At 46.2% G+C, this 22,212-nt stretch carries 21 protein-coding genes and 1 pseudogene; 7 read left to right on the top strand and 15 right to left on the bottom strand.

All coding sequences use genetic code 11. The features are described 5' to 3' along the window. Positions 1-55: 55 nt before the first annotated feature. The 9 genes from AC2CGA_RS05005 to lacG all read right to left on the bottom strand — a co-directional run bounded on the left by AC2CGA_RS05005 (position 56) and on the right by lacG (position 10,696). Complete coding sequence (locus AC2CGA_RS05005; protein ID WP_484480141.1) at positions 56-1,468, bottom strand: MDR family MFS transporter; 1,413 nt, start codon at positions 1,466-1,468, stop codon at positions 56-58. A gap of 142 nt (positions 1,469-1,610) precedes the next feature. Then, on the bottom strand, positions 1,611-2,084 hold the full coding sequence (locus AC2CGA_RS05000; protein ID WP_003154948.1) for a MarR family transcriptional regulator: 474 nt from the start codon (positions 2,082-2,084) through the stop codon (positions 1,611-1,613). 269 nt (positions 2,085-2,353) lie between these two features. Further along, a complete protein-coding gene (locus AC2CGA_RS04995) occupies positions 2,354-3,466 on the bottom strand; it encodes a glycoside hydrolase family 53 protein (protein WP_015388382.1) in 1,113 nt (370 codons plus the stop codon). Positions 3,467-3,517: 51 nt separating this feature from the next. Further along, a complete protein-coding gene (galT, locus tag AC2CGA_RS04990) occupies positions 3,518-5,017 on the bottom strand; it encodes a UDP-glucose--hexose-1-phosphate uridylyltransferase (RefSeq protein WP_349686141.1) in 1,500 nt (499 codons plus the stop codon). A gap of 1 nt (position 5,018) precedes the next feature. Then, on the bottom strand, positions 5,019-6,011 hold the full coding sequence (gene galE / locus AC2CGA_RS04985; RefSeq protein ID WP_349686142.1) for a UDP-glucose 4-epimerase GalE: 993 nt from the start codon (positions 6,009-6,011) through the stop codon (positions 5,019-5,021). Positions 6,012-6,014: 3 nt separating this feature from the next. Then, the gene (locus AC2CGA_RS04980) at positions 6,015-7,184 is read right to left on the bottom strand and encodes a galactokinase (protein ID WP_044053113.1); all 1,170 of its coding nucleotides are present in this window, start codon (positions 7,182-7,184) and stop codon (positions 6,015-6,017) included. A 15-nt stretch (positions 7,185-7,199) separates the two neighbouring features. Then, positions 7,200-8,906, bottom strand: coding sequence for a PTS lactose transporter subunit IIBC (locus tag AC2CGA_RS04975; protein WP_060386877.1), 1,707 nt, complete (start codon positions 8,904-8,906; stop codon positions 7,200-7,202). A gap of 11 nt (positions 8,907-8,917) precedes the next feature. Then, positions 8,918-9,232, bottom strand: a complete 315-nt coding sequence (locus AC2CGA_RS04970) for a PTS sugar transporter subunit IIA (protein ID WP_007407323.1) — start codon at positions 9,230-9,232, stop codon at positions 8,918-8,920. A gap of 63 nt (positions 9,233-9,295) precedes the next feature. Continuing rightward, positions 9,296-10,696, bottom strand: coding sequence for a 6-phospho-beta-galactosidase (lacG, locus tag AC2CGA_RS04965; RefSeq protein ID WP_003154938.1), 1,401 nt, complete (start codon positions 10,694-10,696; stop codon positions 9,296-9,298). A gap of 252 nt (positions 10,697-10,948) precedes the next feature. Here lacG and AC2CGA_RS04960 point away from each other — a divergent pair, with 252 nt between their 5' ends. Together AC2CGA_RS04960 and AC2CGA_RS04955 are read left to right on the top strand one after the other, a co-directional pair. Further along, entirely contained in the window at positions 10,949-11,710 is a 762-nt protein-coding gene (locus AC2CGA_RS04960; protein ID WP_003154937.1) for a DeoR/GlpR family DNA-binding transcription regulator, read from the top strand. A gap of 17 nt (positions 11,711-11,727) precedes the next feature. Further along, on the top strand, positions 11,728-12,411 hold the full coding sequence (locus tag AC2CGA_RS04955) for an HAD family hydrolase (protein ID WP_060386879.1): 684 nt from the start codon (positions 11,728-11,730) through the stop codon (positions 12,409-12,411). A 188-nt stretch (positions 12,412-12,599) separates the two neighbouring features. On the opposite strand, the gene AC2CGA_RS04950 is transcribed toward AC2CGA_RS04955, so the two are convergent. Further along, positions 12,600-12,947 carry a DUF3147 family protein gene (locus tag AC2CGA_RS04950; protein ID WP_484480140.1) on the bottom strand — a complete coding sequence of 116 codons (348 nt, stop codon included), beginning with the start codon at positions 12,945-12,947 and terminating at the stop codon, positions 12,600-12,602. Beyond that, positions 12,931-13,356 carry a MarR family winged helix-turn-helix transcriptional regulator gene (locus AC2CGA_RS04945; protein ID WP_015388375.1) on the bottom strand — a complete coding sequence of 142 codons (426 nt, stop codon included), beginning with the start codon at positions 13,354-13,356 and terminating at the stop codon, positions 12,931-12,933. The genes AC2CGA_RS04950 and AC2CGA_RS04945 overlap by 17 nt, the downstream gene beginning before the upstream one ends. Positions 13,357-13,716: 360 nt before the next feature. Here AC2CGA_RS04945 and AC2CGA_RS04940 point away from each other — a divergent pair. Continuing rightward, a pseudogene (locus AC2CGA_RS04940) lies at positions 13,717-14,113 on the top strand (MgtC/SapB family protein); the annotation flags it as partial. 283 nt (positions 14,114-14,396) lie between these two features. Here the strand turns inward: AC2CGA_RS04940 and AC2CGA_RS04935 are convergent. From AC2CGA_RS04935 to AC2CGA_RS04920, 4 genes are all read right to left on the bottom strand, one after another. Next, positions 14,397-14,579, bottom strand: coding sequence for a hypothetical protein (locus tag AC2CGA_RS04935; RefSeq protein ID WP_071543315.1), 183 nt, complete (start codon positions 14,577-14,579; stop codon positions 14,397-14,399). A gap of 113 nt (positions 14,580-14,692) precedes the next feature. Further along, positions 14,693-14,866 carry a YjfB family protein gene (locus AC2CGA_RS04930; protein ID WP_012117340.1) on the bottom strand — a complete coding sequence of 58 codons (174 nt, stop codon included), beginning with the start codon at positions 14,864-14,866 and terminating at the stop codon, positions 14,693-14,695. A 43-nt stretch (positions 14,867-14,909) separates the two neighbouring features. Further along, on the bottom strand, positions 14,910-15,311 hold the full coding sequence (locus tag AC2CGA_RS04925; protein WP_070081659.1) for a ribosomal maturation YjgA family protein: 402 nt from the start codon (positions 15,309-15,311) through the stop codon (positions 14,910-14,912). A 97-nt stretch (positions 15,312-15,408) separates the two neighbouring features. Then, a complete protein-coding gene (locus tag AC2CGA_RS04920) occupies positions 15,409-15,978 on the bottom strand; it encodes a YjgB family protein (RefSeq protein WP_003154930.1) in 570 nt (189 codons plus the stop codon). Positions 15,979-16,099: 121 nt separating this feature from the next. Here AC2CGA_RS04920 and fdhF point away from each other — a divergent pair, with 121 nt between their 5' ends. The 4 genes from fdhF (at position 16,100) to AC2CGA_RS04900 (ending at position 22,201) form a co-directional block, all read left to right on the top strand. Beyond that, on the top strand, positions 16,100-19,057 hold the full coding sequence (gene fdhF, locus AC2CGA_RS04915) for a formate dehydrogenase subunit alpha (RefSeq protein WP_139885222.1): 2,958 nt from the start codon (positions 16,100-16,102) through the stop codon (positions 19,055-19,057). Then, a complete protein-coding gene (locus AC2CGA_RS04910) occupies positions 19,050-19,592 on the top strand; it encodes a helical membrane plugin domain-containing protein (protein ID WP_012117344.1) in 543 nt (180 codons plus the stop codon). The genes fdhF and AC2CGA_RS04910 overlap by 8 nt, the downstream gene beginning before the upstream one ends. Before the next feature lie 207 nt (positions 19,593-19,799). Beyond that, positions 19,800-21,020: a cytochrome P450 gene (locus AC2CGA_RS04905; RefSeq protein ID WP_024085178.1), complete on the top strand. Its 1,221-nt coding sequence runs from the start codon at positions 19,800-19,802 to the stop codon at positions 21,018-21,020. Next, positions 21,017-22,201 (top strand): macrolide family glycosyltransferase, encoded by a 1,185-nt coding sequence (locus tag AC2CGA_RS04900; protein WP_139885223.1) that lies wholly within the window; start codon positions 21,017-21,019, stop codon positions 22,199-22,201. The genes AC2CGA_RS04905 and AC2CGA_RS04900 overlap by 4 nt, the downstream gene beginning before the upstream one ends. Positions 22,202-22,212: the final 11 nt, after the last annotated feature.

Genomic DNA, 22,212 nt, shown 5'->3' with positions numbered 1-22,212 from the left:
AGTTTCATTCATTAAAACCCTTGCTGCGCAAGGGTTTTTTACTTTGAAAAGTTCTTTATATCGCAGTCTTTTTATGGGTAAGGAACAGACTTGGAATGAAGATGGCCGCAAGGATGATGACGGATACTAAGAATCCGGCATGGTAGCCTTTTAAACTGTTCGGAATCGTTGGCTGCAATCCTTGTATGACAGTTGCGGTAACGGTTGCGATCACAGCTGACCCAAAGCTGGAACCGAGGTTTTCAATCATATGAATACCGACACCTGCTTCCGGAAGCTGTTTGCTGTCAAGACCTGTATAAGCGTCACTCATTAATGGGAGCATAATTCCTCCAAAACTGGTGCCGCGGATAAATAATACGACGGAAATCCAAATCATACTTGTGTTATCGGTGATAAAAATAAGCGGGATAGATCCGATCAGCGAAAGAACAAGACTGACCGTAACCACGTATTTCGCACCGATCTTATCAATCATTTTTCCGATCAGCGGACGAGTCACGAGCATTCCGACTCCTTGAGGGATTAAAGCGAGTGCTGCTCCGACTGCCGTGAAATGACGAATGTCTTGAAAAAACAGCGGAAGTATTAACATCGGCCCCATGATGGCAACATTCGCTAAGAACAACCCGATCGAAGATGCTAAGAAGCTCTTGTTTGCAAACAAATTCATAGGCAGCACGGTTTGGTTTTTCTTGATCAGATTATATACAAGATAAATGACTGCTGAAACAAGACCGATGCCCGTCCATAAAATGGTGTCGCTATTGTTAAATGATGCATGATCCGCCGCTTTCGTAATACCGTACATCAATGCCGCGCTCATTAATGACAAATTGATAATCCCGAAAATATCGAGTTTACGATCTTTGTTGAATGGTTCAAAGTCTGGAATGGTTTTCATCATAAGCGGTGCGGCAATCAAAGTGATGAACACGTTGATGTAAAAAATCCAATGCCATGAAGCGCCTTGGACGATGAAGCCTCCGATGACAGGTCCTAAGATCGGGCCGAAGATCATAGGGGTGCTGACAATTGCCATCACTTTTCCCAGGTTTTCCGGACCTGCCGTTTTAACCAAGAGTGTTGACATAAGCGGAGTGATAATGCCGGCGCTGAATCCTTGAAGCAAACGGAAGAAGATGAAGCTGGAAACGTCACGGCTCATTCCCGCAAAAACAGAAATGACACCAAAGGCGATGACTGAGCCGATGAAGATTTTCTTACCGTTATATTTATTCATAAGCCAGCCGGATACGGGTACTGCAATCGCAAGTGCTAACATATAGCCTGTAACGGACCACTGAATGGTATCCAATGTCGTGTTGAAGTCTTTGGTCAGTTTGTCGATGGCGATGTTTACCATCGTAGAGTCAAGCATGGGAGCGATTGCTCCCAGTGCAATAGCCCAGGCAGCTGTGAGAACTTCTTTTGGCAGCTGAAGTTCCTTTCTTTTATGTGTTGACATATTATTCTCCTCTCAAAATCGCTGTCTTTGTTTCCTTGTCAACAAAATAATAGAGTGATTTTGTTTCTTTGTCAACAATAAGAAGGATATGAAAAGGCAGCCCGTTTTCATGGAGCGGGGCTGCCTATGGTTTTATTCATATTTATTCCGATTTCATGTCTGCACCAAGTTTCTTTATTTCTGAATCCAAATGCCTGCTGTATGTTTCCACGAAGCTCAGCATCGTGTCAAATTGTTCATCAGTTACTTGTTCAAACACGATTTTGTCCCGTTCTTGAAACTCTTTGTGCAATTCCTCGTGAATTTTATAAATGACTTTTCCTTGCTCGGTAAGCCTGAAATAGATTTCTTTCTTGTTAAGCGGCTTCTGATAGCTTTCGATAAGGCCTTTATTGATAAGCTTCTTCGTTAATTTACTTATAGCGCCTCTTGTCATATAAAGGGACTCCGCAAGTTTTGTCACATTGGCGTCTTCAATTTTTTCGATGAATTCGATGCAATGCACTTCAGAAGGTTTATGCCCCTTAAGGCTTTCTTCCATCTTCAGCCTATTCAGCCACACCATCTTGTTAAAAAAGTCCCTGAAATCCGTGAGGAGCTGTTCTTTTTTGTCCATGACCCGTCCTCCTGCTCGGTGGTGCTTACACAATATTATAAAATGTTTGTTTCTTTTTCAACAATCGTAAAGTTATTATTTAGGAACTGAGAGATAGTGCGCAGAAATAAGAAGGAGGGGGAACAGAAGAAGTATCCTATTTTTAACCGAAATGTGTTTTTTCGAGTATGTTTCTTTCCGTATTCGTTATTAGCTCTTCATAACAGGCTAACTCTGCAGCCTTACAAAAAAGCAGGCTGCGAAAAGAGCCTGCTTTAGAATTGCATCAATCATTTTCCTGTTGCGGCATCATAAAAAGCGTCAATTGCGGTTGTGTATTTCAAGACGTTTTTAGACACTTTTGCGGTTGCGCCTAGTGGATACGCATCTGACAGAACGCTGGAGTGAGCTTCGGGTTCCCAGTAAAATACGCCGGTTCCTTTGCCGTTCGGAACGGCTTTCACCAGTTTTATGGTGTCTTTTATGGTCCAGTAGGAATCTTTCGGATTATTTTCATCTCCGCCCAGTTCAACCACCATGACTTCCTTGTTGTAGCGTGAGGCGATGTCATTCAAATTAGATGATAAATGGCCGGTGAGCTCCCAGTACGGCTTACCTTCCCAATAGGGATAGAACGAAACGCCGATGATGTCGGTTTTCCCTCCGTTTTTAAAGAATTGATCAAACCACCATCTGAATAGGCTGTTGTCCGTGCCGTGTGCTAAATGGCTGATTACCTTGGTGGCCGGGCTGACGGATTTCACGGCGTCATAGCCTTTGTTCAGTAAGCCGGTCAATTTGCTGAAATCGCTCGTGCTGCCGTCGGGCAGTAAAATTCCTGAATTCATTTCATTCCCTACTTGCACCCAATCAGGGGAGATACCGTGATTTTTAAGTTCTTTCATGACATCGTACGTATGGTTATACACGGCTGCCTGAAGCTGGCTGTTTGAATAGCCGGTCCATTGGTTCGGCTTGATCTGGTGGCCGGGATCAGCGAACACATCACTGTAATGGAAGTCAACCATTACTTTCATTCCTAACGCTTTTGCCCTTTTGGCCGCCGCAAGTACGCCTGCTTTGTCACTATAGCCGAGCATGGTCCATGTTGTGCCGTCTTTCAGCCAATAATAGCTGCTTGGCGGATTCACAAACACTCTCAGTCTCACGGCATTTATTCCGTGATCTTTAAGAATCTGCAAGGCATCTTTCTGTTTCCCGCCGTCATCCAGCCAGCGCACACCTTCATCCTCCATTTGTTTCAGCCATCCTATATCCGCGCCATAGGCAAACGGGGCATCCGCTTTTGCTTTAGGAGACTTCTCAAAGAATGTAAAAGCGGTGAAAATGAGAGAAAGACAGATTGTGTTTACAAATACACGTTTCAATCGGTTTTTGAACATCACAATACCTCCTGATAAAAAAGATTGTTGATTGATTTCACTCTGAATGTTTCAGCTGCCATTCTCCAATAACGTCGTGAAACGCTGAAACGCCTGAATTCCTTCGGGTGTCATTTTAAAAACGCCTGCATCGGTCAGCGCGCGTAAAAATACATTCGCGGTTTCTCTTTGTAAAACAGCGGCTGCATTTTCCGGTGTCACGTCTTTATCCGCTTTGATGTTTTCAGCCCACGGAAGATGAATGTCCTTGATGTCATGAGATTCATTCAGTAAATACTTTCTCACTTCTGCCAGCTCATCTTTCAGGCGGGGAGGTAAAACGGCGAGCCCCATCACTTCAATCAGACCGATATTTTCTTTTTTGATGTGATGGACATCCTGATGCGGGTGAAAAATGCCATCCGGATAATCTTCGGAGGTGCGGTTGTTTCTGAGAGCGAGATCGATTTCAAAATCCGTTCCCCTGCGTCTGGCAATCGGGGTGACGGTATTATGGGGTTCATTTGTCTTCGCGATGATGCTGACGGTTTCGTCTGAATATTCCCGCCACTTTTCAAAAACATAGGCAGCGGCATCTGTCAGCAAATCCGGATCTTTTGCGCGAAGGCGGATCACTGATACCGGCCACTTTACGGCTTCGGCCTGAACGTCTGGAAAATGACGCATATGAAAAGGGTAGAGGGAACCCGCTTTTGCCATGGGAAACTCATGGGCGCCGCCTTGATAATGATCGTGTGAAAGAATGGAACCTCCTACGATCGGCAAGTCTGCGTTTGACCCCGCGAAATAATGCGGGAAAATTTCCGTAATGGCCAGAAGCCTTCTGAAGCTGTCGCGGCTGATGTTCATCGGCTTGTGTACGCTTGAAAGAAAGATGGCATGCTCGCTGTAATACGCATAAGGAGAGTATTGAAAACCCCACTGTTCTCCCGCTAAGTCAAGCCTGATGATGCGGTGGTTTGAACGGGCGGGGTGATGCGGTGTTCCGGCATACCCCTCGTTTTCCATACAGAGCAGACATTTCGGATACCGGTTTTCCGGACTGTTTTTTACCGCGGCGATGTCTTTAGGGTCTTTTTCGGGCTTTGATAAATTAATGGTGATGTCCAATTCCCCAAAAGGTGTTATTGAGCGGTACACGATATTTTTTCGAATGGCCCGCGTCTTAATATAGTCGTTGTTTTGACTCAATCTATAAAAATAATCCGTTGCTTTTTTCGGGCAATCTGATAACAATTCGCTGAATGCGGCATTGATCAGAGAAGGGGCCGGTGTGATCACGTCCATGATTCTGCTTCCCAGCATGTCTCTTTCAGCCGGCGTATCGTTTATGATTGACCGTTTTACCGCGTCTTTCACCATTTCGTCCAAATAGTGAAGCCTGTTTTGTTTCTTGATACGTTTCGGTTCTGCATAATCCGTCAGTCCGAGCAGATCGAGAAGTCTGTTTCTTGTATAAATCACATCTGTTTCATTTATGTCGCCTAAGACAGTGCTTTCTTTCAGAAACCCTGCCACTGATTCAAAAACGTCAATGACCGCCGCCTCCATTTCATTTGTCCTTGTATCCGTTAGGATGATGCCGATGCCAATTCCATGCTGACGCAATGATTTCCGATATGTCCGTTTGTTTCGGATTCCAGACGAGAATGTTCCGCGCTTTATCGCTGGAAGCGATGAGGGCGCTTGGATCACCGGGTCTTCTTGCGGCCGCTCTTACTTTTATGTCTCTTTCGGTCACTTGCCGGGCCGCTTCCGCCATTTCTGATACGGAAAACCCGCTGCTTGATCCTAAATTGAAAATGCCGCTGTCTCCGCCGTTTTGCAAATATTCCAGAGCGAGAATATGGGCATCGATTAAATCGGAAACATGAACATAATCGCGGATGCACGTGCCGTCTTTTGTATCATAGTCAGTGCCGAATATCAAAACCTCCTCGCGCTGACCGAGCGCGGTTTGTAAAAGGATAGGGATAAGGTGGGTTTCCGGATGATGATCTTCTCCGATGGAACCGTCCGTTTTCGCGCCGGCAACGTTAAAATACCGAAGCGAGACATATTTTATGCCGCAAGCGGTATCGCACCACTTCAGCATTTTTTCTGCCATGAGTTTTGATTCGCCGTATGCGCTTTCCGGCTTTTCCGGCATGTCTTCTGTGATGGGCGCTTTTTCAGGTTCGCCGTAAACAGCGGCGGATGAAGAAAACACAATGTGTTTCACTTCGAATTCCTGCATGACCTCCAGCGTAATTTGCGTACCGTACACATTATTATTGAAATATGAAAGAGGGTCTTTCATTGATTCGCCGACAAGGGATTGAGCGGCAAAATGGAGAACGCCTGTTACGTTCTCCTTCGCAAATACAGAGCGAAGAAACGGTTTGTCACGGATATCTCCATGGTAAAAAACGGCTTTTTCATGAACGGCTTTCCGGTGGCCTGTCTGGAGATTATCCACAGCTATCGTTTCAAATCCTTTGTTTACTAATTGATCAACCGCATGAGAACCGATATAGCCGGCTCCGCCGAGAACGAGAATCGCCATGATTTATTTTTCCCTCCATTCAGCCGCGCCATCGCTTATATCCGCGATGTAGAAAGAAGCTTCAAGACCTGTCCTGCTGCGGTAGTGAGATGAAACGGCCCGGATAAAGCCGGCGGTTTCTTCACTTTCCACAATGGCTATGGCGCAGCCGCCGAACCCCGCGCCCGTCATCCGCGCTCCGAGTGCTCCTTCTTTCCAGGCTGCTTCAGCGAGCGCGTCTAATTCATCACCGGTCACTTCATAATCATCGCGTAACGAACGGTGGGACGCATTCATCAGCTCCCCGAACGTTTTCAAATCATTCGATTTGAGAGCTTCCGCCGCTGAGAGGGTCCGCTCGTTTTCATTGACCGCGTGCCGGGCTCTTTTACGCAAAGTTTCACGGGAGAGAAGAGGTTCGAGTTCGTTGAATTCTTCTCCCGTCAATTCCGCAAGTGATGCGATATTTTGATATTGCCGCAGTTCCGTGAGAGCCGCGTCGCATTCGCTGCGGCGTTCATTATACTTTGAAGCCGCCAGCTCCCGGCGCTTGTTCGTATTCATAATGACGATTTTATATCCGTTAAAAGCAGCCGGAATCATTTCGTGCTCAAGCTTATCGCAGTTTAACAGAATGGCCATGTTCTTTTTGCCTTTTTGCACTGCGAATTGATCCATAATCCCTGAATTCACGCCGATAAATTCATTTTCGACTCTTTTTCCGATAAGCGCCAGTTCAGTATCGGAAACATCCAGGCTGAATAACTTTCTTAAAATGGAACCGGTTAACATTTCAATGGAAGCAGAGGAGCTTAAACCGGCTCCGTTTGGAATCGTACCGTGAAAAAGAATATCCATTCCGCTGTCTATTTGGCCGCCGGCTTCAAGAAGGTAATGGATCATCCCCTTCGGATAATTGGTCCAGCCGTCTTCTTTTTTGTATGCAGTGGCGGAAAGATCAAGGCAGACAATGCCGCTGTCAGGAAAGTTTTCTGAGTATAACCGGATCTGGTGATCTTCGCGTTTTGCGCATACGGCATATGTTCCGATCGTGATCGCGCATGGAAGAACGTGACCGCCTATATAATCCGTATGTTCCCCGATCAGGTTGATCCGGCCGGGTGCGAAAAACAGTTCTCCGTTACTTCTCTTGAAAATGTCTTCGAATCTTGATTTCAAAAGTTTGGCATCCATGGTAAACCTCCGATTCTATTTTGAGGTATGCTCCAGTATGAACTGAATGGCTTTTTGTGAATTTCTGGTGAGACTGATATATTCCGCTCCTTTCGTTGCGACGAGTTTCACATGCAGGCGGTCCGCATCTTCTTTAATGTCATCATAATAAGAGCCGACTTGCGGAGCCAAAATGATCATATCGAAGTCTTTCATGATGTCGTAATGGGATCCGTAGGCGCCTGCTGAGGCGGTGATCGGCACGTTGTATTCTTCGGCTCCTTCTGTCAGTGCGTTCGCAAGCATAGCGCTCGTTCCCGCTCCGGCGCACAGCACTAACACATTGGTGCCGTGTTCCAAGGCGGATGAGGATTCCTGAAGATTTGTGCTGATGACGGTGGCCGCGTCTTCTGAGGCGCCGGCCATGGCTGGCTGTATCTCCCGGGATTTTTGCGGCGCGGTTTCAGGTTCGGTATGTTGGGCTTCTTCCGCCGCTAATACTTTGTCATAAGCTTTACAGAATGGCAGGTATATCAGGAAATCGACAATGATTAATACAGCCGTCAGCACAAAAGCCGAGAGCCCCATGCCGGTTCCGAGAATCAAGCCGGCGGGCGCCGGGGTGGCCCACGGAAGAACATACATAAAACTGTTCATTCCGATGACATCCACGAAAAATTTAAACAGACAGACATTCACCATCGGCGTTACAACAAACGGAATGAAAAAATAAGGATTTAAAATGATCGGCGCAGCAAAGAGAAGAGGTTCGTTTACTGCGAAAGACACCGGAACCGCGGATGCTTTTCCGACTGCTTTCAATTGCTGGGATTTCGCGAAAAGCAGAAAGATAAACGGAACAACAAGGGTTGCGCCGGTTCCTCCCATTGTGCCGACGAAGTTCCCGAGTCCGACGGTCAGCACGTTGGACGCCTGCTCGCCGGCATTATGAAGCTGAAGGTTCGCCTCCACATTTGCGTAAATAATAGCTGCGATGGCCGGCTCTACAATAGAAGGCCCGTGAACGCCGACAAACCAGAACAGCGCCATCATTCCCCAAATGACACAAATCCCGAGATAACCGTCTGCGGCGGTAAAAAACGGCGATAAGAGAGAGGAGAGAGCCTCCGCAAACGATACATTCAGCGTATTCCTGATCAATAAATCAACGATCACCATGGCCAAAACGGAAAAAGCGAACGGAAAAACATCTTTAAATGTTTGTGAAATGGTACCCGGTACTTCTTTAGGCATTTTAATCGTAATATTTTTCAGCACGCAGAATCTGTAAACGTTCACCGTTATGAAAGCGGATACAAAAGCGGCTAAAAGACCTTTTGTGCCGAGATATTCCGTGGAGAACCCGCCGTCGATTTGAGTGACGCTTAAAATGAGAAACCCGACGACTGAAGCAAGCATCGCTGAAACGGGGTTGATCCCTTTGTTTTTCGGCATTTTTCGGTTCATTGATTCACTCAGGCATTTCGCACTTGTTGCCGCAACGATCAGACCGAGGGCGCCCATTGAATAGTTATAAACTTTCCAAAGCCATTCAGAAACACTTTTAGGCCAAGTGAAACCCAACACTTCCGGCACAGCGGCGGTGAGGATGAAAATGCTGGCGAATAAAATAACAGGCATGGCAGTTAAGAAGCCGTCGCGGATCGCGCCTAAATAAATGTTTCTTGAGATTTTTTCGAAAAACGGTTTTCCCTTTTCGATTTGCTTGATGATACCGTTCATTTTTCCACTCCTTATCGGCGGCTTCGGTAGAGTTCTATAAAATCCTGAATAAGATCACGGAGCAAAAGGGTTGTCATCAAGTGGTCCTGGCCGTGAACGAAAATAAACCCTAATTCCATGTCCTTGCCGTCAGCTTCTTCAGCTAACATTTTCGTTTGCGCATTGTGGGCGAGGGTTAAATTTTCATCGGCGCTTTTCAATGCTGCTTCCGTGTTTTCGAAGTTTCCGGCACGGACTTCTTTCAGGACTTTCAATAAAGTGCTCCTGGCGTCGCCGGCATAGGCGACGATTTCAAAACCGAGCATCTGCAATTCTTCCTTTGTCATGAAAAAAACCTCCTAAAGACGGCACACATGATGAAAAGAGATTCTTTTCACCATGTATGATCGTTAAATGATTGTTTTTGTTTCACTTACAAGTTTGTACCAGTAGGCCGATTCTTTCGGATACCGTTTTTGGGTGTCGAAGTCGACGTAAAAAAGACCGTAACGTTTGTTGTAGCCGTTGGTCCATGAAAATAAATCCATTAAGGACCATAAGAAGTACCCCTTTACATTGACTCCGTCGGTAATCGCTTTACTGACGGCTTCTAAATATACTTTTAAATAGTCGATTCTTGCCTTATCCATAATGATGCCGTCTTCAAACTCATCTTTATAGCCCATGCCGTTTTCGGTAATGTAAATTTTGTTATATTGGGGATAGTCCCGTTTGATGCGCATCAGCATGTCATACATGCCTTCAGGGTAAATAAGCCAGTCCCAATCGGTCCGCTTCAGGCCTTCTTTGTAAATTCGTTCGCCGATTCCTTTTACTTTATAGACCGAAGTGCCCTTATCGCCCGTTCCGTTATGGTGAATAACGGTTTCTCCGTCGTACGCTTTGACGAAATGGCATTGATAATGATTGATGCCGAGATAATCATTGCGCGTTGAGGCTTTTTTCATCACGTCAAAGTCACTGTCTGAAAACTCGTATGAAGCGCCGTTTGCCTCACAGATTTCATCCAGAGCACGCATGGTTTCCTCAGAATAATAGCCAAGGTAGGTGGCATCGAGGAGGAATCTCACTGATAACGCGTCATCCAGAAAACAGGCGTGGCGGTCTTCTTCTGTGCCGCTGGCGGGATATTTTGTTTCCAATGAGTGGACGACCCCGATTTCTCCCGGATAACCGCCGTCTTTAAAAAGGTTGACGGTCATCGCATGCGCTACCATCATGTGATGGAGGCATTGAATGACTTTTGTGATATCACTTTTAACAGATGGCGGGAAAACCCCGAGTAAATACTGGTTGGTGGCTGTGGGATAAATTTCGTTAAACGTGCTCCAATATCTGATTTCGCTGAATTCTTTAAAGCAAAACTCCGCATAGCTGACGAACGCTTCTATTGCAGCGCGGTTGAGGAAATCTCCCTGATCAAATAATCCTTTCGGTGTATCGAAATGATGCAGCGTGACAAAAGGGGTGACGTTGCGTTTATGGCACTCTGAGAAAATACGATGATAGTAATCCACACCTTCCTGATTGATTTTGCCCGTGCCGTCAGGGAAAATTCTCGTCCAGGCTATAGAAAGGCGGATGCCGTTTATTCCGAATTTTTCACATAGTTTAATATCTTCCGGAAACTGGCGGTAAAAATCACTTGCCGGATCAGGGCTGAATCTTCCCTGTTTTTCAAGAAATTCATCCCAGGCCACAGGCCCTTTGCCGCCTTCTTTTGTGGCGCCTTCCGCTTGATATGCCGCAGTCGCTCCGCCGAAAATAAAGTCATGAGGTAATTTAAGCATTACTGAATCCTCCTTCGCCAATGTGTGAATTGGAGTTTGTTAATGTTTGTAATTGTTATCTTTTGTTTAATAGTAAACGCATACATTTTTGTTGTCAATAGCTTCATAAAGAAATAACATCTGTATTTATAGAGGTTATATAAGTTTTTCGTTGTTTTACATGTTGATTATGTTGTTTGTTAATGTTTGTTTTTGTTGACCGGATTGCCGCAGTATGTTAGATTGTGTGTAAAGTTGAGGGGATGATTGAACATGTTAAAAAAAGAGCGACTTTTAAAAATCATCGATATCGTAAACTCGCGGGGGTTTATTACGGTGAGTGATATTATCGATGAACTGGAAGTTTCTGATATGACAGTGAGAAGAGATCTGGACGAGCTGGATAAGGCCGGAAAAATCGTACGTATTCACGGAGGCGCACAGAGCATATCTTATTCCATTGATCACGAATTATCGCATAATGAAAAACTCGGTGTTCAAATGGAGGAGAAGGGGAAGATCGCGGAACTCGCAGCTTCCTATGTAAATGACGGCGATACCGTTTTTTTAGGGCCCGGCACGACGATTGAACTTTTAGCGAAACACCTGCTGCATAAGCGAATCAGGATTATCACCAACAACTATCCCGTATTTGATATTTTGAAACATGGCGACACTGCGGATACCATCCTGATTGGCGGCGACTTCCGAAAAAATACCGGTGCCTTCGTCGGCCCCATCGTGAACGGCAATTTGCAGAAATTCAATTTTACGAAGGCTTTCATCAGCGCCAACGGCATACATAATGATGAGATTTCTTCTTACAGCATTGAAGAAGGGGAAGCTCACCAAATCGCGCTGAATAATTCGCGAACGAAATTTTTGCTGGCGGATAATAAAAAATTCAACCGGGAAGATTTTTACGTGTTCTATAACTTGCACGATATGGACTATCTGATTACGGATGATAAAGTCATGAAAGATGTTCAAATTCATTACGAGCAATATGTAGATGTCAAAATCGCAAAAAAATAAAAAAGGCGGGCGGTTCGATGAAAGGGGTTATTTTTGATTTCAACGGCACGATGTTTCAAGATTCGCATCTGCACGAAAAAGCATGGTTTTTCATGGTGAAAAAATACGCGCCGAAAACCATTTCTGATGATGACATTTTCGTTAACATTCACGGGAGAACAAACAGTGAAATCCTGACGTATTTTATTTCCGGCGATTTAACAAATGAAGAAATCAAGAAGCTGTCTTTTGAAAAAGAAGCTTACTACAGAGAATTATGCCTTGAAAACAAAGACGAATTAAAGCTGACGAAGGGACTGACCGGCGTATTGAATCATCTGAAAAAATCTAAAACGCCGATGACCATCGCTACGGCTACGGTAAAGGAAAATGTCGATTTTTACTTTGACGTCTTTCATTTGGATCAGTGGTTTGATTTTGACAAAGTCACGTTTGATGACGGGAGCTTCCCCGGAAAACCGGCGCCGGATATTTTTCTCATCGCATCGGAAAAGTTAGGCCTCAGACCTGAAGAATGCTTGGTCATTGAAGATGCCTTTTCGGGGCTCACAGCGGCGAAAAAAGCAGGTGCGGGCAAGATTATGGCCATTGACCCGCACGGAAAAAACCGCGCGCTATTTGAAGAAAAACAGCTGGCGGGTGACGGGATACTGACAGATTTCACCTCGTTTTTTGAGGTGATTGCCGGACATTCTGTTTGAGAGATCAGCCGGTTTTCACACGGGTATGGCCGTAGAGATGCGGACTCCGTTCGCAACACGGGATGTTTTTGTGTTTGGCGCTTCTCGTGAAGAAAGGAGTTTCGCTTTTTATTCGGAGTCACTTTTAAGACAGGGATATCCCTGTCTTTTTAATTCTTCGTATTTCTTCCAAAGAAGCGCTAAGGTGCCTATTGCTGACTGTTTATATGTTTCACGATAAAATCCTGAGCATACAAGAAAACCAGCCGTCCTGTAAGTCCAAGCCCTGATGCGGCAATGAAAGACAGTGAATGGCGAAGGGCGATGCCGATAATGACCAGCATAATGACTGTAGAGGGGATGCCGGAAGCCACGCTGAATGCAAAATGACTTAATGTCTCCTTCGTTTCGCCTTGGATGTACAGCCAAATCATGCTCAGCATACTGACAATTGGTAAAGCCGCTATAATACCTCCATAACTCGGGCTTCTTCTTGATATTTCAGTGATAACCCCAATAATAGCAGCGGAGACAATGATTTTAACGATCGTAAACATCTTCAGCACGCTCCTTCATCAAACTGAATGCTTTTAAGACAAGTGTTCGTTCTTCATTATTCATGTTGTCAAAAAGAAGCTGTTTAAGCTTTTCTTCATCAAGACCGGAATGCCGGTAAAGGACATCCGCCCCCAAACTGGTAAGTTTTAAAATGACTTTCCTTTCATCTTCAACATTTCTGGTTTTATAAACATACTTTTTCTTCAGTAACCGCTTTATATGTTCCGAAGCAGTATTATGCGATACTTGAATCGCTTCGGCAATGTCTTTTATTCCGACTGCCTTCTCTTTTTGAATGACTTGCAGAATCCGTACACCTTGGTGAGTGATTTTTTCATGGTGCTGATAACGGAGCCGGTAGTAAATATCTGTCCAGAGGTCATTTAATCGTATTATTTCGTTAGACATCATCATCCACCTTCTATCGTTTATTAAGATTACATCTTATATTACGATATATTTTCGCAGATTGAAAGCAATTTTGAGCATGAGGGAGCGGCATTCGTTCTGTTTTTAGAAGATTGGAAGAGACAAGCGGCCGCAGCTTCAACGAATAAACTTATTTAATATACTCTCAATAAGTCATTTTCCTTATTTTAAGAAACGGCAGCTTAATACCTTCCGCATATAAATAAGAGCACTGACAATATGATAAAGAACCAAAGTATATATTCAAATGCAGTTTTTTTCAGCAGGGCAGTCCTGTGCTGATTGAAAAAGATACGGGGGATAAAAAGCGGGTAAGAAGATAAGAAAGGAGAGAGACGGATGGAACTTGATTTTGTGATTCGTCTGGCGGTTGCGGGTCTGCTTGGGGCTCTTATTGGATTGGAGAGAGAATTCAGGGCAAAGGAAGCCGGTTTGAGGACGCATTTTTTAGTGGCCGTCGGCAGCGCCTTGATGATGATCGTTTCCAAATACGGCTTTTTTGATTTGTTATCCAACAGCCATACGTCCTTTGATCCGAGCCGGGTGGCGGCGCAGGTCGTCAGCGGCGTCGGATTTTTAGGAGCCGGCACGATTATTTTGCAGCGGCATGTCGTGCGGGGGCTTACGACGGCCGCGGGGATTTGGGCTACGTCGGGGATCGGGCTGACGATCGGGGCAGGTATGTATGTCATCGGCATCAGCGGCACGATTTTGGCGTTAATCGGGCTTGAACTGTTAAATTTTCTGTTTAAACCGGCGGCGCATTCTTTGTCTGTGAGTTTCAGGATTGAAGAGAAAGCCGTCATGCATGATATTTTAACTTCTCTTGAGGAAAAAGGAATTCTGATTACGTCCTATGAATTGAATAAGGCGGTGCTTGAAGTGAAGGGAAGGGTGAAAAGCAAAAGCGGGAAAGCAGCGGTAATGGAGAAAGTTCAAGCCCTCCCGTATATCCTGTCGGTCAAAGTTGAATAGCAGACAGGGGAAGCCTCCTGTCTGCAGTCATTTCTTTTCAAACATTAATACCAAGGATAGAACGGGATATACGGCCGCGGATAGTATGGGTATGGTCTGGGGTAATAATAAGGCGGCCGCGGATAGTATGGATATGGTCTGGGGTAATAATAAGGCGGCCGCGGATAATGATATGGCACCCGTTCGTGGCTCTCGGCTGTGTATTCATGATCGAAAGGATCGTACAAGAGGAAAACCTCCTTTTCAAATGTTGGTTCCGTTTACCTTATTCCTGTATGCCCGGTACGGTGTATGTACAATGGGCAAAAAAAAGACGCCGGTTATCATCCGGCATCTTTTTTTACACTTTCACATCAATTGAATGGCCGGCAGTCGGGTGCTGGGACGGCAGCATTTTCACTGTTTCTTCCGCCGCAGCCTGTGCATGCTGCATGACCGTTTTTGTTAAAGCGATATTTACATTCTGCGCCAGAGATGCCTGATGCATTGCGATTGATAACGCAGGGATATCCATAGCTTCCACCTCCTTATCCCTTCATATCGGCGGCGTGCTCCGATTATGAAGAGGGCTGGCGGTTTCTTTTTACGGCCCATTCTAAAAGTGCGGCAGCGCATACCCCGAGGGTATAGGCGAAAATGTCACTCCAGACAAATTGCCAGCCGAGGATCAGCCCGCCGAGCGTGCTGCTTCTGACCGCGTCAATCCACGGCGCGTGATACAGCTGGCTGCATTCAATCAGAAAGCAAAACGAAAGGCTCAAAATTGCGGCTGTTTCCGTCCGGATGTGCCGAAATAAAAGCCCGAATCCTGTAAAAATCATTGCCGCCCACAGGGCATCTCCTAAATAAGCGTTTATGATGCCGGGCAATAGGGCGGTGATGTATGCGGTTCTGGACAGCAAACCGAGGGCGATGATAAAAACGGTACATATTCCGTATGTCAATGGATGTCTATTCACTTCACACTGTTCCCCTTTTTTTGTACTCCCATGTATTGTAAGGAACGACGGAGAAGCTGTCTATGAAAAAAACGGCCCGGGAGGCCGCTTTTTTGCGTTATCTGGCTTTTAGGTTGACATGATCTGCTTTTTGATCACTGCCGATGACGAAGCGGAGCTCATACTGCCCCGTATGGTAGACGTAATCTGTTTCGCCCGTTTCTGGCACTGTCAGGATTTTGTCAGCGCTGCCGATTTGTTTGCTTAAGACGTCAGGTGTGACGCTGCCGAGGTTTAAGCGCCGCTCGACCCCCGTTCCGAAATAGCGTATTTCCGAGATTTTTCCGTTTTTATGATAGGAAAATCCGTACCCGGGGTTTCCCATGTTCCAGCTGTATAAATCAAATGGATTGCGGCTGTCTGCTTTTTGTTCCGGCTCGCCGATTTTATTGTAAACGTCCTGTCTTGTGCTTTGGTTGATTTTCAGGCCTTTCACATTTTGCGGCATTTCCCCTTTAAATGCCGATTGGTAAAGGCTGTTCACCAGTTCTTGTGCACGCTGGTTTTCCGTTTTTGAAGCGGCTGCGGCATGGACGGGCTGTGTATCCGAAAATGCTTCTGCTCCGAAAGCGCATCCCGTGAGCATCACTGCCGATAATCCCGTGACGAGTGTTTTTTTCTTCAACATGTGAACGCCTCCTTTTTACCGCTCATACCCGTATGTTTCCTGAGATAAACGAGATGTTTTAGTGAAAGGCCGGTTGGGAATCATAGAGGATGTATAGAGGGGTACAGAAAGGGGAAAGAAAATGGCTGATACAAAGAAAGTTACAATCAATGGGGTTGAAATGGAAGCGCCGGACGGCCAAACCGTTTTGCAGCTTTTGAACAATAGTTCAATTGACGTGCCGCACGTGTGTTATCACCCGAGTCTCGGGCCGATTGAAACGTGCGATACCTGTATCGTCAATGTTAACGGGGAACTGGTGCGTTCGTGTTCCGCGCAAATAAAGGACGGAGATGTCATTGATACGCTTTCGTCCGATGTAAAAAAAGCGCAGGTTATCGGCATGGACAACATTTTGCACAACCATGAATTGTACTGTACGGTTTGTGATTACAACAATGGGAGCTGCGAAATACATAATACCGTAAAGGAAATGAAAATCAATCATCAAAGCATTCCGTTCGATCAAAAACCGTATCCTAAAGATGAATCAAATCCGTTTTACCGATATGATCCCGATCAGTGCATTTTGTGCGGACGCTGCGTCGAAGCCTGTCAGGACGTACAGGTAACCGAAACCTTAAGCATTGATTGGGAGCGGAAACGCCCGCGGGTCATTTGGGATCAGGATGTGCCGATCAATGAATCATCATGTGTTTCCTGCGGACATTGTTCGACGGTATGTCCGTGCAATGCCATGATGGAAAAAGGCATGGAAGGCGAAGCTGGGTATTTAACAGGCATCAGCCAAGAGACGCTTCGGCCGATGATTGATATCACAAAAGGCGTCGAAACCGGATACGGATCAATTTTAGCCATATCGGATATGGAATCGGCCATGCGGGATGAAAGAATCAAAAAAACGAAAACCGTATGCACATACTGCGGTGTCGGCTGCAGTTTTGATATATGGACGAAAGGAAGAGACATTTTAAAGGTCGAGCCTCAGGCTGAGGCGCCCGCAAATGGAATTTCGACGTGTGTGAAAGGGAAATTCGGCTGGGATTTCGTCAATAGTGAAAAGCGCCTTACCAAACCGCTTATCCGGGAAGGAGACTCGTTTCGGGAGGCGGAATGGGATGAAGCGCTGCAGCTGATCGCTGATAAATTTACCGATATAAAAGAACATTTCGGCCCGGACGCGCTTGCGTTTATCACATCTTCCAAATGCACGAATGAAGAATCATACGTGATGCAGAAGCTTGCAAGAGCCGTTATCGGAACAAATAATGTCGACAACTGCTCACGCTACTGCCAGTCTCCCGCCACGGCCGGATTGTTCAGAACGGTCGGATACGGCGGTGATTCAGGGTCGATTACAGATATAGAAAAAGCTGAGCTCGTGCTGATTATCGGTTCAAATACATCTGAGTCTCACCCCGTCCTGTCCACACGCATTAAACGTTCTCATAAGCTGCACGGACAGAAGCTCGTCGTTGCTGACTTGCGAAAACATGAAATGGCCGAGCGCTCCGACGTGTTTTTCCAGCCGCGTGCCGGATCAGATATTGTCTGGCTGAATGCCGTATCGAAATATCTGCTTGATCACGATTTGGCGGATACTGCATTTCTGAAGGAGAGAGTGAACGGATTAGATGAATTCGTGAAAAGCCTTGAACCTTATACGATGGAATATGCGGAAAAACATACCGGTGTGGACAAGGATACCTTAATTAAAGTGGCCCGGATGATTCATGAAGCCAAAAGCGTATGCGCACTGTGGGCGATGGGGGTCACCCAGCATATCGGAGGAAGTGATACGAGCACGGCCATTTCCAACATGCTTCTTGTGACCGGAAATTACGGCAAGCCCGGCGCAGGCTCATATCCGCTTCGGGGCCATAATAACGTGCAGGGAGCCAGTGATTTCGGCAGTATGCCTGACAGCTTCCCCGGCTATGAAAAAGTAACGGATGAAAAAGCCCGCAAAAAGTATGAACAGGGCTGGGGAACAGACCTGCCGAAAGAAATCGGAATGACAAATCATGAAATGATCGAGGGCATCCACTCGGGAAAACTGAAGTGTATGTATGTAAAAGGGGAAGAAATGGGGCTTGTCGACTCCAATATCAACCATGTTCATGCCGCATTTGAAAAGCTTGATTTCTTCGTTGTGCAGGATATTTTTCTCTCGCGGACGGCCGAGTTCGCCGATGTGGTGCTCCCGGCAAGCCCGAGCCTTGAAAAAGAAGGGACGTTTACGAATACGGAACGGAGGGTGCAGCGCCTTTACAAAGTGTTTGAACCGCTGGGCGATTCAAAGCCTGATTGGCAGATCATTACGGACATCGCCAACCGGCTGGGCGCTGATTGGCGCTATGAACATCCGGCAGACATTATGGAAGAAGCGGCAATGCTTTCGCCGCTCTACGCAGGCGTCACTTACGAACGTCTCGAAGGCTACAATTCACTGCAATGGCCGGTAGCAGCGGACGGAACCGATTCACCGCTTTTATTTACGGACAAGTTTCCGTTTTCAGACGGCAAAGCGATTCTATATCCCGTTCAGTGGACCGAGCCGAAAGAATTTGATGAAGAATATGATATCCATGTGAATAACGGGCGGCTGCTCGAGCATTTTCACGAAGGGAATCTGACTTACCGATCAAAAGGAATATCCGAAAAAACACCGAGTGTGTTCCTTGAGGTCTCGCCCGAACTCGCCGAAGAAAGAGGGCTGGAAGACGGAACGCTTGTCCGTCTGACATCACCGTACGGAAATGTGAAAGTCAAATGCGTCATCACAGACAGGGTAAAAGGCAAACAAGTCTATCTCCCGATGAACGATTCAAAAGACGCTGCCATTAACCTTTTGACAAGCAGCTATGCGGATAAGGATACCGATACACCGGCTTATAAAGAAACATCAGCGAAGATGGAGATTTTGAAAAAAGAAGGCGTTAATCCGCTTCCGAAAATCAATTTCCGTTACGGAAACCCGCAGCCGCAGATCGGTGTCCGGGTTGATCGGAAATGGGCGCGTCAAGATTATGTATTTCCGGGAGACGCCGTAAAAAGGGGGAAACAGCAGAATGGCTAAAGCAATCAGCGGCATCCGAAAACAGACCGTCACAGAAGAAGACAAACGAAAAAAGGACTTAGAAGAGATCGAGACGGCTCTTTTACGAAATAAAGACGCGATTTTGGAATCTCTGCACATTCTTCAGCACATGAACGAGCGCGGCGTTTTGGCGCTTCTGCGCGGGCTCTTCGGCCAAGGAGACAAAGTGATGGATATCCTCGTGAAGAAGGCGAATACGCCGGAAACGGCCAATATGCTGAAAAATCTCCTGCTGTTAAGCGGCGTTCTCGGCATGCTCGATGTAAAACAGCTTGAGCCGTTTATCGTTAAAATCAATGCGGGCGTCACAAAGGCCGTCGAAGAAAAAGACAGCGGCAGGAAGACAGGGTATTTTGATATCGTCCGCGCTTTAAAAGACCCGGAAATCAACAAGGCCGTCACTCTGCTGTTTTCTTTTCTGAAAGGCATGGGCGCTGATACGGACGATATGGAAAGAAATACGCAGCCTCCTGAAGACCAAAAGCAGCACCAGAAACCGCAGACGAATGAGTGAACATTTCTCCCGAGCCTGGCTGAAGGCTCGGGTTTTTTGTGCGCTTCTGCTGTTTTCTTGGGAGAAATTTCACCTCCGGATTCATGACTTTTGTTGTGTTATGTTAATAGTTAAGGTTATGAATAGAAAAAAATTGAAAATATGTGCTAGGATAAAATTCAAGGTACGTCAACTATTCAAATATGAAACAATCAGGAGTGATGTAACATGAGTAAGCTGAGGAGCACGAGACAAGCCATCCAAAGAACCCTGATGAAAGGAAAAAACGGCCTGGACGTATACAACCCTTTTCCTTGGTATGAAAAAATGAGACGTGAAAGCCCTATATACTTTGATGAAGAAACGAAGGTTTGGAGTGTGTTTTTATACGATGATGTCAAAAAAGTCATCAGTGATAAAGAGACGTTCTCAAGCCGCATGACTGATGTGAAAAGCTCGATTGCAAAGTCCATGCTGAATATGGACCCGCCGAAACATACCCAAATCAGATCTGCCGTCAATCGCGCTTTCACTCCCCGTGTCTTGAAGGAATGGGAGCCGAGAATTAAAGACATTACCGATCATCTCCTGAAACAGGCAAAGAACAAAGGGCGGATTGATATCGTTAAAGATCTCTCTTACCCTTTGCCGGTCATGGTGATTTCAGAATTATTAGGCGTTCCGTCCGAGCGTATGGATCAGTTTAAAAAATGGTCGGACATTCTCGTCAGCATGCCGAAAGATGCGAGTCCTGAAGCGGCGGAGAAAAATCAGCAGGAACGTGACCAATGTGAGGCGGAGCTGGCGGCGTTTTTTGCGGGAATAATAGAAAGCAAACGAAAACAGCCCGGCCAAGACATTATTTCTATTTTGATAAAAGAGGAAGAAGAGGGGGAGAAGCTCACGCCAGAAGATCTGATCCCGTTTTGCAACCTGCTTTTAGTGGCGGGAAATGAAACAACGACTAATCTCATTTCAAATGCGGTTTACAGCATATTAGAGACGCCCGGCCTTTATGAAGAGCTGAGACAGGACCCTTCCCTCATCGCGCAAACGGTGGAAGAAACGCTGCGTTTTCGCGCTCCCGCTCCGTTTGTCAGAAGGACGGTCCGGCACGACACTGAACTGCGCGGGCGCCGCTTGAAAAGCGGAGAGATCGTTCTCTGCTACGTTGCATCTGCCAACCGTGATGAAAACAAATTTGAGAAGGCGGGCGTATTTGATATCCATCGCCAATCGAATCCGCACCTTTCCTTCGGATTCGGCGTACACTTCTGCTTAGGCGCTCCGCTTGCCAGACTTGAAGCGGAAGCCGCACTGAAAGGAATTGTAAAAGCCTTTTCACACCTTGAGCCCGTCCGGATTGAGCCGATCCGAAACAGTGTCATGTACGGGCTGGAGTCTTTAGAAGCCGAGATAAACGAAAATGAGGGAGAAGAAAAAAGATGAGAAAAACACACATCGCCATTATTAATGTGGCCGCTCACGGTCATGTCAATCCCACGCTGCCTGTAGCCGAGGAACTTGTCAATCGCGGATATAAAGTGACATTCGCTACGACTGAGGAATTTGAAGCTTCCGTTGCCAAAACGGGTGCCATTCCCGTTTTATACCGCACAAGCATAAAGGCGGACCCGAAGACGATAAAAGAACGGGTAAACAAAAGTGACGCGTTTGTGATGTTTCTGGAAGAAGCGGTTGAAGTGCTTCCGCAGCTGGAAGAGCTGTACAAAGACAACCTTCCTGACATCGTCCTGTTTGATTTTTTAGCGCTTGCCGGAAAATTGTTTGCGGATAATGGCGGCATCCCGGCCGTAAAGTTCTGCCCGAGTTATGCAATGAATGAGTATTTTCAATTAGGAAGAGACGAAGAAACGATGGAAGCGGCCAAACAGGCGATAGAAGAATATCAGGAGAAAATTGAAAATGAACAAGTGAAACGGATGACAATGGAAGAATTTTTCATGCCTGAAAAATTGAATATCGTCTTTATGCCAAGGGCCTTTCAGCCGAAACAGGAAACCTTTGATGAACGATTCTGTTTTGCGGGTCCGTCTCTTGGGGAACGCACAAATACGGGAAGTCTGGAAATTGATGCAGCCGATGACCGTCCGCTTATGCTCATCTCACTGGGAACGGCGTTTAACGCCTGGCCTGAATTTTACCGGATGTGTATTGACGCGTTTCGGGACTCGGGCTGGCGGGTTATTATGTCAGTCGGCACAACAATTGATCCGGAAAGTTTTTCGGATGTGCCCGATCACTTTATCATCCGCCAGCACGTTCCGCAGCTTGATGTGCTGGAGAAAGCAAAGCTGTTCGTATCTCACGGCGGGATGAACAGTACAATGGAGGCGATGAATGCGGGTGTTCCGCTCGTTGTCGTTCCGCAAATGCACGAACAAGAGGTCACCGCAAAGCGTGTGGATGAATTGGGGCTTGGCGTGCATCTGCCGCCGAAAGAAGTCACTGTGGCCCGTCTGCAAAAAGACGTTCAGAACGTATACGGCGATAAAAACATTCTCAGCCGCGTGAAAAGCATGCAGCAGAAAATAAAAGAAACCGGCGGCCCTAAACAGGCTGTTTGCGCCATTAAAGAATTTTTGAAAACGGCGTCCGTCGAAAATTGATTAGAAAAACA

The organism is Bacillus sp. SYZHCR11, from assembly GCF_057196865.1.
Note: the sequence above shows the minus strand (reverse complement) of the source record. Positions and strands in the feature narration are given on the sequence as shown.